Genomic DNA, 12,192 nt, shown 5'->3' on the forward strand with positions numbered 1-12,192 from the left:
TTCCCTTAAGTTGCTGGTACGATGGGAAATATTTTTTGAGAATTTTAGATGTGAGAAGTGAGATACGAGGTTTTTGACGAGAAAACCCGTTTTTACCGCTAGAAATAATTCGACATTTTACTTTTCTCCCAAAAAAGAAAAGCAAAAGATATACTTTTAAAGGAACAACTTCGGATGAATTGTCGCGAAGCGAGAATAATTTATTCAGTATAGTTAATAATATAATGAATACGATGCTGATGACATCATAATTTAAAGAAGCTTTTTTATAAAATAGGAGTGACAGAACTAAAAAAAGGAGAACATGTAGTTCTCCTTTTTTATTTCTGTTAATGTGGACCATTACCGTTTTTATCTTTTTCCAAATCGGTATTCCAAATTTTGATTTTATCTGTTTTTTTCAAGCCAGATTTTACTTGAACATTCACTCCGTCTGTAATTCCAAGAGTGATGTATTTCTTTTCGTATTTTGCATCTTGTCCTTTACCAGAAGTAAGAATCTCAACATATGGTTTTTGGTTTTCGTCGTAACGAACATGCGCTGATTTTACCAACAATACATTTTTTGCTTCCTGCGTTACAACCTCAGCATTTGCAGAATATCCCGCACGAATAAAGTTATCTGAATCTAATTGAACTGGTGCTTTAATCTCGAACTGAACTACTCCATTCGTTGCAACTCCTTGAGGCGAAATAAAATCCAGAATCGCTGTAAAAGTTTTGTTCGGAATTGCACCAATCGATACATTAATTTTCATTCCTTCTTTTAATTTACCAACCTCAGCTTCGTCAACTTTTCCTTGGAAAATCATTTTCTTAACATCAGCCATCGTAGCAATAGTAGTACCTGTAGAGAAATTATTAATCTCTTGCACCATATTCCCAACCTCAACAGGAATATCTAAAATCATTCCCGAAGTAGTTGCTGTAATACGTGTTGTTGCATAAGCTTCCAAACCAGGAGCAATACCCGTTTGCGCAACTTTGTAATCGTTTTCGGCAGCTTTTAATTGTTGTTGAGCTGACTTATATGTCGCATTTGCATTGTCATAATCTGCACGAGGCAAAACACCTTGATTATATAAAGTTGATGTTCGATTGAAATTACGACGTTCTTGATCGACCGTAATTTGAGCCGCTTGAATAGACTGACGAGCTGCATTTAACGACTGAACATTTGGAACAACTTTCAGTTCACAAATCAACTGACCACGCTCTACATATTGTCCTTCTGCAACATTAATCGATTTTATAACACCCGAAATATTTGGCTTAATTTCAATTGTTTCCAACGGTTTTACTTCACCAGTTGCAACAGCTTTCACCTCGATATTTCCCATAAAAGGCGTTGTCGTTTCATAAACTTCATTGTCTTGGCTATTCTTTTTACCGAAATACACAATCACACCGATTACAGCACCGATAAAAACGACAATCATCAAAATCTTTAGAATTTTTTTCATTCTTTTATATCTGTTAAGTTTTAGTTATTCATCTCTCAAAGCATCAATAGGTTTGATTTGAATTGCTCGTTGAGCAGGAATCAATCCCGCTAAAGTTGCCATAATCACCATCACTGCTAAAGCTGTAAAAAGTGTAAACAAATCGATTGACGCATTATATAAAGGTATGTTTTTATTTGATGGAATGATAATTTCGTTGAGAACCATTAGTAAAAGTGCTGCAAAAATAATTCCGCCTAAACCTGCAATTAATGTTAAAACTACTGATTCTAACAAAATTTGTCCTCGAATTTGAGCAGGAATTGCACCTAATGCTCTTCGAATTCCAAATTCTTTTGTACGTTCTGAAACTGTAATCAATAATATACTTGCAATCGCAATAACCCCGGAAAACAATGTCATCCCTCCTACAACAATCGCTAGGAACTGCATCCCTTTTACGAATTTCATAATCTTCCCAAGCATTTCACCTAAATTAAAACCTCCAATTCCTTGGTCGTCATCTGGAGAAATATTTTTAATCTGTTTCAGATATGTTTTTAATTCTTTTTCGAATGCAACAATATCATAATTATTAGGCAGACTCAAACTCAAATATTGAATCGTTTCCCCTTGATTATATATCTTTTGAAATGTTGTAAACGGAATAAACACTTGATCTTTACTCTCTACAGGCGAAGAAGGTGTGTCGTAAACGCCGACAATTGTATAATAACTATCGCTAATTCTGATTTCTTTCCCCAAAGGTTTTGGTTTATCACCAAAAAATTGTTCGGCAACTTCAATTCCAATTACACAAACTTTCGATTCAGTTTTGATATCATCTTCATTGATAAAACGACCTTGAATAATATCTTTCCCAAACATTCGGTTTTGATCTGGATAATCTCCATTAACCGTGTAAAAATTATATTTTGTTCCGTAAGTTAATATTGAATTTGGTTTCGAATTTCGAGGAGCTAACAACGAAATTTGAGGAAAACGAGCCTGAATTTGACGAACATCACTCATTTTCAATTCAATTGTGCGACCTTTTTGAAATCCTTGATATGGCATCGATGTTGTTCCTCCCCAAACAAATAATGAATTCGTTGCGGCATTTGCCAAATTACGGTCAAAACCATTTTGCAAACCGCGTGTTACTCCTAACAATAATACAAATAAGAACATTCCCCATGCAACACCAATCATTGTTAAAATAGTGCGCAATTTATTTTTGCGAATCGCCGCGTAGACTTCGCTCCAAGCATCTGGATCAAAAACAAATTTTATAAAGTTCATTATTCGTCTCTTAAAGCATCAATAGGTTTAATACGTGCTGCATTCAAAGCTGGAATTAATCCAGAAACTGTTCCTGCAACAAATAAAATAATACAAGCCATTACCAACGAATTAGTTTCTACACCTGGATTATAAATAAAATATTCTTCTAAGCTATCTCCAATATTTTCTACAACAAGTGCCGCTAAAGCAATTCCTATTGCTCCGAAAATAATTGTAATCATAATTGCTTCTTGTAAAATCAGTCCCAAAACATTGGCTGGTGTTGCGCCTAAAGCTTTTCGAATACCAATTTCTTTGGTACGCTCTTTTACACTAAACACCATAATATTTCCGATACTTACAATTCCTGCAATCAAACTTCCTCCACCAATTACAAATACAATAATTGTCAGAATCAAGAAAAATTGATTAGTATCTTCCATTGCATCCGCTGCATTTCGTACCCAAACTCCACCATAATCAGAAGGCGCAACATTGTGTCGACCTTTTATATTATATTCGATTGCATTTGCTAGTTTCGAAATATCAGCCAAAGCCATTCCATCTTTGGGTGTTACAATAATCGATGATACTTTGTCCGTCGCATAAATCGTTCTAAACGTTGTAAAAGGCGCATACAGAGCACGTTCAGCATTATCACCACCATCTTTACTTTCGAAAACACCAACCACTTGATACATACTTGAACCTAATTGCAAATACTTCCCAATCGCAATCTGATTTGGAAAAAAATCTTGTGAAACCAATCGTCCAATAACAATTGACTTGGACTGATTCTCCATATCTTTTTTATTGATAAATCGACCAAGCGTTACATTTTCATTAATCATTGATTCATATTCTGGATAAACTCCAGTAATTGAATAACTTCCTGAATTAGCTTCATTTCTAATTGTATCACTTTTCGAAATTGTACTTACAATCGATTTTATTTCATCTGGAAAAGAATGTTTAATAAATTCAAAATCTTTTACATCCAATTCAATTGTACGCCCTTGTTTGAAACCATTGTAAGGTTCTGTTGTTGTACCTCCGTTAACGGTAATATTTAATGAATTTGCTTTGAAAAATTCTTGTTGAAACCCGTTCTGCAAACCATTTCCCAATCCATACAATGTAATAAACACAAAAAGCGCCAAAGCGATTGTCAAACCCGACAATGCTGTACGCAATTTATTACTTGCAATGGACGACCATATTTCGCTCCAACGGTCTGTATCAAACATATTTTATATTTACGATTCTTTGATTTATGATTTACGAAGTTTGAGATTCGAAAATCATTAAACTCTTACTTGTTCTACTTTTTCGTCACTTACAATTACCCCATCTTTTAGACGAACAATACGTTTGCACATATTTGCAATATCATCTTCGTGCGTCACCATTACAATTGTTTTACCTTCGTCATTAATCTCTTGAATCAAGTGCATTACTTCTTGTGAAGTTTTGGTATCCAATGCTCCTGTGGGCTCATCCGCTAATAACAATTTAGGTTTTGCAGCCAACGCTCGTGCAATTGCGACACGTTGTTTTTGTCCACCCGAAAGTTCGTTTGGCATATGAGTAGCCCAAGGCTCCAACCCTACTCTTTCCAGATAACTAAGCGCAATTTTATTTCGATCCGAACGTTTTACTTTTTGATAATACAACGGCAAGGCAACATTTTCTAAGACATTTTTGAAACCAATTAAATTATACGATTGAAAAATAAATCCTAAAAATTTGTTTCTATAATTAGCGGCTTTAGTTTCGTTTAACTTCTCGATTCTAACACCATCCAATTCATAAATACCTGTATCATGCTCGTCCAACATCCCAATGATATTCAATAAAGTTGATTTCCCCGAACCCGAAGATCCCATAATCGCAACAAATTCACCTTCCACAATCTCAAGGTTAATTCCTTTGAGTACGTGAAGTTTATTTTTTCCCATTATGTAGGATTTATTTAAATCTCGAATAGATATCATAGATTGTTGTAAATTTCAATAAAGATAACAGATAAGTCGAAATTATAAGAAAAATGTTACAAGCAAGTTTAAGATTTAATTGTAAAATTAAGTACAAAAATTGGTGGTTTCGCCATTTATTTAGGAATAATGTTGATGTTAAACCTTTTCTTATTTATGAAAGGCAGACGACGATCTTTGTAACAACAATATTTAAGAAGTTTAGAATCTTAACAAAAACCCCTCCCAAAAGTTAACTTTTGGGAGGGTTTTATTTTAAACTGGATCTACATCTACATCAATTCGTACCGAGCGAAAAGGTGCAATTGTATGCAGTTGATCTATTTTTGATTGAATTAAATCTTTTACTTTTTGAGGCGATTGATTTGGTCGAATTTTAATCATCACATCTGTAATATACAAATTATTGATTCGTCCAATCGAAGGCGCTTCTGGACCAAGTAAACATTTTGCATCAAAACTTGGTTTAAGCAAAACGACCAATTGAGCTGCTGTTTTATCCAAACGCTCTTTATTTTTATGCTTGAAACGCAACTTAATCAATCGCGAATAAGGCGGATACAAAAATTCTTTGCGCTCATACAAAATATCTTTCATCGTTGGCGCATAACTGTAGGTTGTGACATTTTGCAAAATCTGATGTTCGGGCTGAAAAGATTGAATCAATACTTTCCCTTGCTCTTGTCTACGACCTGCACGACCAGAGACTTGCGTTAACAATTGAAATGCTTTTTCGTGCGCTCTAAAATCAGGAAAATTTAACAAAGAATCTGCTCGAATAACACCAACAAAATTAACATTTCCAAAATCAAAACCTTTTGTAATCATTTGTGTTCCAATTAAAATATCAATTTCTTTGTTCTCGAAATCTTCAATCAATTTTTCGTAAGCAAATTTCCCGCGCATCGAATCGACATCCATTCTTCGAACTTTTGCTTCAGGAAAAATTGTTTGAACTTGCTGTTCTATCTGCTCAGTTCCCAAACCTTTTGTATTCAATTCGTGCGAACCACAACTTGGACAACGCAAAGGTTTCGCTTGCGCATAACCACAATAATGACATTTTAGTTGATTCGAGAATTTATGATATGTTAAACTGACATCACAATTTGGACATTCGGGCGTATGTCCACACGTATTACATTCCATAATCGGTGCATATCCACGACGATTCTGAAATAAAATAACTTGCTTTTTTTGATGCAATTGATTGAAAATTTCATCACGAAGTGTATGCGAAATATCTTCTGTAATTTCTTTTTCCTTTTGCGCTTTTTTTAGGTCAACCAAATTAATTTCGGGCAATTTTATGTTTCCAAAACGTTCTGTTAATTCAACATAACCATATTTTTTATTTTTTGCATTATAATAACTTTCAGCCGAAGGCGTCGCCGAACCTAACAAAACTTTCCCGTTCATCATTCCTCCAAGCAACATCGCCATATCGCGTGCATGAAAAAATGGTTTTATATCCATCTGCTTGTAAGACGATTCGTGCTCTTCGTCGACGATAATCATTCCCAAATTATCAAAAGGCAAATACAACGCTGTTCGTGGACCAATGATAATATCGAAATCACCATTCAATGTTTTTTGCCACAATTCGACACGTTCATTTTGATTAAATTTCGAATGATAAACTCCTACTCTTTCTCCAAAATGTTTTTTAATACGATGAACAATTTGCGTAGTCACAGAAATTTCTGGTAATAAGTACAACACTTTATTTCCTTTCGCAATTACTTGTTCCATCAATTTTAGATAAATTTCTGTCTTTCCGCTTGACGTTACGCCATGTAACAAAACAGTTGATTTATCCTTAAAATCTTCTTTAATTTGATTCAAAGCTTCAGTTTGTTTCAAGGTCAATTCAGCAATTTCAGCAACTTCTTTCTCATCTTCATCTACACGAGAAGTTTGATGTTGATAAATTTCAACTGCTCCTTTTTCTGCTAAAGATTTAAGTACAGCATTTGTCGCACCTTGTTTTATAAAATCTGCAACTTTTAGCGGTTTTTCTTGCGATTGCGTTTCTAACGTAATCAATTGCAACAAGGTTTTGCGCTGTTTTGGTGCTTTATTTAATTGATTTAAAATCTCGATAAAGGCAGTTTCATTTCCTTTTAAATCTGGATGTAATCGGACATAATTATCAATTTTTGGTGTATATTTTTCGTTGAGTTTTTCATCTAACCGAATAATTCCTTTATCAATTAATAATTTAAGTGTTGGAATTGCTGATTTCTCGTCCACAATTAAAGCTGCTTCTTCAACCGAAATGATTTCTCTTAATTTCAGTGCTTCAAAAACTAAGAATTCATAATCATTTAATTCTTCGATTGTTTCGTAATTTGGATTAATTAATCGAACAAAAGTTTGAGATTCTAATTTTAACGCAGAAGGAAAAGCATTTCGAAAAACATCACCCAACGAACACATATAATAATTCGCCATCCACTCCCAAAAATTAATTTGCGTTTGTGTTACCAAAGGTTCGTCATCCAAAAAAGCATGAATCGCCTTTGTTTTGTATAATTCTGGTGCATTTTGATGAATAGAATGTACAATTCCTGTATATAATTTTTGCGTTCCGAAAGGCACGGAAACACGCTGACCAACTTTAATTTGCTGTAAATCAATTTCAGAAAGATGATACGTAAATGTTCCATTTAATGAAAGTGGTAAAATAATTTCGGCAAAATAATTAATTGTCATTCTATAATTTTAAACCAGCAAGTTAGTAAGATTTTTAAAAGAAATAGAAAGCAAGTTTTAAAAAATATTTTTGCATTTATTTAGCTATAATTGGAAATTTTATATCCTTAATTAAAATCTTTAATTTAATTAAAAATTAAATCATTAAGTCTTTTATCATATATAGTGTCGAAAATAAATCGAAAACAAGAATGAATGAAACTATAACACAGTTAATCATTATAGCATTGGTTATTTCCCTAATACTCATTGTTTTTTCTACTTTCAGTCTTGAAACTTCAGGGATCATTGTTTTGTTTGTATGTTTATTATTTTGTGTTGCTATTTGTTTGATTGGAATTCCTTTTTATTTTTTACGTAAGAAATATGCAACTTCTATTATGGTAAATGAACTTGGGATTTTCACTTACAATAATAAAAATGAACCTGTTGAAACAATTTTGTACGAAAATATTCTAATAATACAATTATTATGATGCGAGCGGAAGAGATAATCCTAACCCAAATCTTCGTATAAAAGTGAATAATAGTGGAACTGCAATATGGAAAACTTTTCCAAAACTATACTACATTGGATTAACAAATAAAAATGAGTTACACTTGCATTTCTTATTACAAGCGAAATCATCTCAAAAGAAAATAGAAATTGATCCAACTGCAATTATCTATTATCAATCATTAATTAAAAAATAAAATTTCACAAATTATTAATATTTCATTTTCAGATAGTTTGAAGAATTAATACTAATTTTAAGAGAATTCAAAAACTATCATTATGTTACATGCCATTTTAGATCAGATTTCGGAATCAGAAAAACCAATTATAAAAATCATTTTCAGAAATGATGATACGCGTGTTGTTGCTTTTGGACTGAAAAAAGGTTTGAAATTAATCGATCATCAATTACCTGTAAATGCAAAAATTTTGATGTTGAAAGGTGAAATAGAAATTGACTCGAAAATTGAGATTGTCAATCTAAAAGAATTTGACGAATATGTTATTCCGTCAAAAGTTATTCATCAAGTGACTTCTTTACAAGATTCGATAATGTTGGTTATTCTAAATTTTTATGAAAAAAGTTTTTAAAATAGTTAAACTCTATTTATTTACACTATAAAAACTTTATAATTATTAATTTATCAAAATATGAAACTACTTTTCTCATTAACTACTCTCCTTACCTTAGCCCTATCTTCTTGCAGTACAAACATTAAACACGATCGATTATTTACAGGAACAATTGTAAGAGATTGTACAGGAACTTACATTCGTGTTAATAAAGAGGATTATTTGGTTTGTAATAATGAAATGCTTTGGGACAAAAAAGAAGGTGAAACAGTAAGTGTTATTTATGATTTTGAAAAAACATGCAAAGAGTTAGAAAATAAAGCAACTTGTATGATGTATCATGAACATAAAGGCAAGATTAAAATCAAGAAAAATAATAATTAATTAAAAAATCCACTCAAATTGAGTGGATTTTTGCTTTATATAAAAAAACGATTATTTTGATTTTTTACGACGCTCTAATTCTTTTTCGATCAGCATCAATTCGCGTCCTGTTTGTCCTGCAACAGATGTATTTTCTTGTGCACGACGAACCAAGTAAGGCATTACTTCTTTGATTGGTCCATATGGTAAATATTTTGCAATATTATATCCTAAATGCGCCAAGTTGAACGAAATATTATCACTCATTCCAAATAATTGTCCAAACCAGAAATTTGGATTATTTTTCTCAATTCCGTTTTCGTTCATTAATTTGATTAACAATTCGCAACTTTCTTCGTTGTGCGAACCTGCGAATAAACCAAAACGCTCGTGATGAGAAGCAATAAATTCTAACGCTAGATTATAATCTCTATCCGAAGCTTCTTTGTTTGGTTGAATTGGAGATGGATAACCTTCGGCTTGCGCACGTGCACGCTCTTTCTCCATATATGCTCCACGCACAATTTTGAATCCTAAGAAATATCCTTCGCGCTCTGCTTTTGCATGCATTTCTTTCAAATAAGCCAAACGATCATGACGATACATTTGCAACGTATTCCAAACTAATGCACGTTTTGTGTTATATTTCACCATCATTTCGTCAGTCAAATCATCTGCAGAACCTTGCATCCAAGTTTCTTCTGCATCTACCATGATATTAACATCCAAATCATATCCTTTTTGACATACTGCCTCGAAACGTTGACGAATATTAGCCCAAGATTTTTCTTCTTCTGCAGTTAACGTTTGTTTCTTCCCTACTTTTTCAAATAATTCGATTCGACCAAATGCAGTTGGTTTAAATACTACAAATGGAATTGATTGATTAGATTTTGCTAAATCAACCAAGTGTAACATAACGTCACGAACTTCGTCAAATTGTTTTTCTTCTGTTAATCCTTCGATAGAATAATCTAAAATAGAACTTACGTGATATTTAAATAATTCATTTGCGACAACCACACCTTGTTCTGCCGTTTCTCCTCCTACAAATTGTTTGTAGATTGTTTCACGAATTACAGGTTTTACGAATGGGATATCTACCGCAAATGGTAAATTAAAAAACTTAGTTCCAAAACTTGTCAATGCGGGGCTTCCGATTAACTTGTATAAGTAATACGCTTTCTTTAAATCTTTATCTGATTTCGATTCGAAAGCAAACTGTGTATTGTCGAATAAAGACATGTGAGTTAACTATTTTTTGTGTTAATATAACGTTACAAATTTATAATTAAAACCTGATTAAACTAAAAAAAACCTACAAGAAATTCTTGTAGGTTTTTGATATATTTTAAAGATTGCAAATAGTTGCCTATTCTTATCCTTTTTTAGCGTATTTGCTTCTGAATTTGTCGATACGTCCTGCAGTATCAACCAATTTAGTTTTACCTGTGTAAAATGGGTGAGATGTAGAAGAAATCTCCATTTTGATTAATGGGTACTCTACTCCGTCAACAACTAATGTATCTTTAGTATCAGCACAAGATTTTGTGATGAACACATCTTCGTTAGACATATCTTTGAATGCTACCAAACGGTAATTTGTTGGGTGGATATCTTTTTTCATTTTTTTAATCTTCTTTGTTAACTTTATTGGAGTGCAAAGATAATATTATTTACAGAATGTTACAATCAATTTTATTGAAAAAACATTTAAAACAATACATTAAGCAAATTTAATTTCGAGTGTAATGGGCTTCTTAAAATTAAACCTGCACTTCTTGTACACATTTTTCGTGGTGCAAATATAAACATTTTAGTAATTCGTACAAATATTTTTGGTGAATCTATTCATAAAAATCTATTTTTTATCTTTGTCCATCTACAATAAAACCTATTATTTGCTGTTTAAACTTATATAATGAATCATAATTTTATGAACGTAAAAACATTAATCGCCGGACTTGGTATTGCTTCTTTGATTGGTTTTCAATCTTGTCGCGATGATTTTGACTATGATCCAATTAGTTCTGAATTGCGCTTTAGCAAAGATACCGTTTCCGTAGATACCGTATATAATTTCTCTAAATCTGAAACCTATCTGCTTAAAATTTATAATCCTGAGAATGATGATCGCGTGATTCCAAAAATATATTTGACACGTGGAAATAATTCATTTTTCAATATAAATGTAGACGGAAAAGCAGGAACAAGTTTCGAAAATGTGCCGATTCGCAAAAAGGATAGTTTATTTATTTTTGTTGAAGTAAATGCTCAAGAAGCACCTCTTAATCCACTTTACGATGACGAAATTAATTTCGAAACAACCAATTCTTCTAAAAAAATCAAGTTACTTTCTTGGATAGAAAAAGCTAAAATTCATGCAAAAGATGCTACAATTTCTTCTGCAAATTGGAATGTAAACGAAGCCCAAGTAATTGACGGAAATTTAACTGTTACAAGTGATTTAACAATTGATAAAGGTGCAAAAGTTTATTTCAAAAAAGGAGCAAGTTTAACGATTGGAAATAATGCAAAACTTACGGTGAATGGAGCTTTGAATGAAGAAGTGAAATTTCGTTCGGCGCGTCATGATAACAAATACGATTCAATTCCTGATCAATGGAACAAAATCGAATTAGCTCCAAATAGTACATCAAAAATCAATTATGCAAAAATTATTGGTGCAGATACTGGTTTACACGTAAATAATGCGAAATTAGATATTAGTAATGCTAAAATTGTTAATAATCAATCGTATGGAATTTTAGCAACAAACGCTACAATTGCAGGTTACAACTTGGTAATGAATAATAGTAATTTGGCAACTTTAGCAATAGAATATGGTGGTTCGTACGAATTTTATCATTCTACTTTTGCCAATTATTACAATTTTGCAACAGGTGCTGGTCCAGCTTATTCGCTTTTCTTGAGTAACGAAAACAATGATAAAAATGTTTCGGCTTTGACAAAAGCAACGTTCGGAAATTGTATTATATATAATGAACGCACGCCAAATGCTATTTTATTGGATAAAAAAGATGGTGCGGCTTTCAATTATTTATTTGACACCAATGTTATTCACAATGCGGATACTTCAGTATTAAATGTGAAAACTGCGCCAAATTTCTTGGCAAGTATTACGTTAGATCCGATGTTTGAGGATACAAATTATTTTGCAAATAAATTAGCTGTGAAAAATGAATCACCTGCGAAAGGGAAAGGAAAAATATCTTTTGCGCAACAATATCCATTAGATTATAATGGACAACCACGAGGCACAACTCCTACAATTGGAGCATTTCAATAAAAATAAATAAGGTCG

12 protein-coding genes are annotated in these 12,192 nt (G+C 32.4%); 5 read left to right on the forward strand and 7 right to left on the reverse strand.

Annotated elements, in window-relative coordinates; translation table 11 throughout:
- Positions 1-329: 329 nt before the first annotated feature.
- From B4G36_RS02570 to priA, 5 genes are all read right to left on the reverse strand, one after another.
- Complete coding sequence (locus B4G36_RS02570; protein ID WP_291061751.1) at positions 330-1,463, reverse strand: efflux RND transporter periplasmic adaptor subunit; 1,134 nt, start codon at positions 1,461-1,463, stop codon at positions 330-332.
- A 24-nt stretch (positions 1,464-1,487) separates the two neighbouring features.
- A complete protein-coding gene (locus B4G36_RS02575; RefSeq protein ID WP_038335695.1) occupies positions 1,488-2,744 on the reverse strand; it encodes an ABC transporter permease in 1,257 nt (418 codons plus the stop codon).
- Positions 2,744-3,973, reverse strand: a complete 1,230-nt coding sequence (locus tag B4G36_RS02580; RefSeq protein ID WP_291061753.1) for an ABC transporter permease — start codon at positions 3,971-3,973, stop codon at positions 2,744-2,746. Before B4G36_RS02580 ends, B4G36_RS02575 begins: the two co-directional genes overlap by 1 nt.
- A gap of 57 nt (positions 3,974-4,030) precedes the next feature.
- Positions 4,031-4,720 carry an ABC transporter ATP-binding protein gene (locus B4G36_RS02585; protein WP_291061755.1) on the reverse strand — a complete coding sequence of 230 codons (690 nt, stop codon included), beginning with the start codon at positions 4,718-4,720 and terminating at the stop codon, positions 4,031-4,033.
- A gap of 255 nt (positions 4,721-4,975) precedes the next feature.
- Positions 4,976-7,435 carry a replication restart helicase PriA gene (gene priA / locus B4G36_RS02590; protein ID WP_291061757.1) on the reverse strand — a complete coding sequence of 820 codons (2,460 nt, stop codon included), beginning with the start codon at positions 7,433-7,435 and terminating at the stop codon, positions 4,976-4,978.
- 191 nt (positions 7,436-7,626) lie between these two features.
- Between priA and B4G36_RS02595 the strand changes: the two genes are divergently transcribed.
- The 4 genes from B4G36_RS02595 (at position 7,627) to B4G36_RS02610 (ending at position 8,888) form a co-directional block, all read left to right on the forward strand.
- Positions 7,627-7,911, forward strand: a complete 285-nt coding sequence (locus tag B4G36_RS02595) for a hypothetical protein (RefSeq protein WP_291061758.1) — start codon at positions 7,627-7,629, stop codon at positions 7,909-7,911.
- A gap of 43 nt (positions 7,912-7,954) precedes the next feature.
- A complete protein-coding gene (locus tag B4G36_RS02600; RefSeq protein WP_291061760.1) occupies positions 7,955-8,128 on the forward strand; it encodes a hypothetical protein in 174 nt (57 codons plus the stop codon).
- 82 nt (positions 8,129-8,210) lie between these two features.
- Positions 8,211-8,522 (forward strand): hypothetical protein, encoded by a 312-nt coding sequence (locus B4G36_RS02605; protein ID WP_291061762.1) that lies wholly within the window; start codon positions 8,211-8,213, stop codon positions 8,520-8,522.
- Positions 8,523-8,582: 60 nt separating this feature from the next.
- Positions 8,583-8,888 (forward strand): hypothetical protein, encoded by a 306-nt coding sequence (locus B4G36_RS02610; RefSeq protein ID WP_291061764.1) that lies wholly within the window; start codon positions 8,583-8,585, stop codon positions 8,886-8,888.
- A gap of 51 nt (positions 8,889-8,939) precedes the next feature.
- Here B4G36_RS02610 and B4G36_RS02615 read toward each other — a convergent pair whose 3' ends face one another.
- Both B4G36_RS02615 and B4G36_RS02620 read right to left on the reverse strand, forming a co-directional pair.
- A complete protein-coding gene (locus B4G36_RS02615) occupies positions 8,940-10,112 on the reverse strand; it encodes a proline dehydrogenase family protein (RefSeq protein WP_115001213.1) in 1,173 nt (390 codons plus the stop codon).
- A gap of 133 nt (positions 10,113-10,245) precedes the next feature.
- On the reverse strand, positions 10,246-10,494 hold the full coding sequence (locus tag B4G36_RS02620; protein WP_038335685.1) for a type B 50S ribosomal protein L31: 249 nt from the start codon (positions 10,492-10,494) through the stop codon (positions 10,246-10,248).
- A 294-nt stretch (positions 10,495-10,788) separates the two neighbouring features.
- Here B4G36_RS02620 and B4G36_RS02625 point away from each other — a divergent pair, with 294 nt between their 5' ends.
- The gene (locus B4G36_RS02625; protein WP_291061766.1) at positions 10,789-12,177 is read left to right on the forward strand and encodes a hypothetical protein; all 1,389 of its coding nucleotides are present in this window, start codon (positions 10,789-10,791) and stop codon (positions 12,175-12,177) included.
- Positions 12,178-12,192: the final 15 nt, after the last annotated feature.

It is taken from the genome of Empedobacter sp. UBA3239, assembly GCF_002362875.1.
Classification (GTDB): domain Bacteria; phylum Bacteroidota; class Bacteroidia; order Flavobacteriales; family Weeksellaceae; genus Empedobacter; species Empedobacter falsenii_B.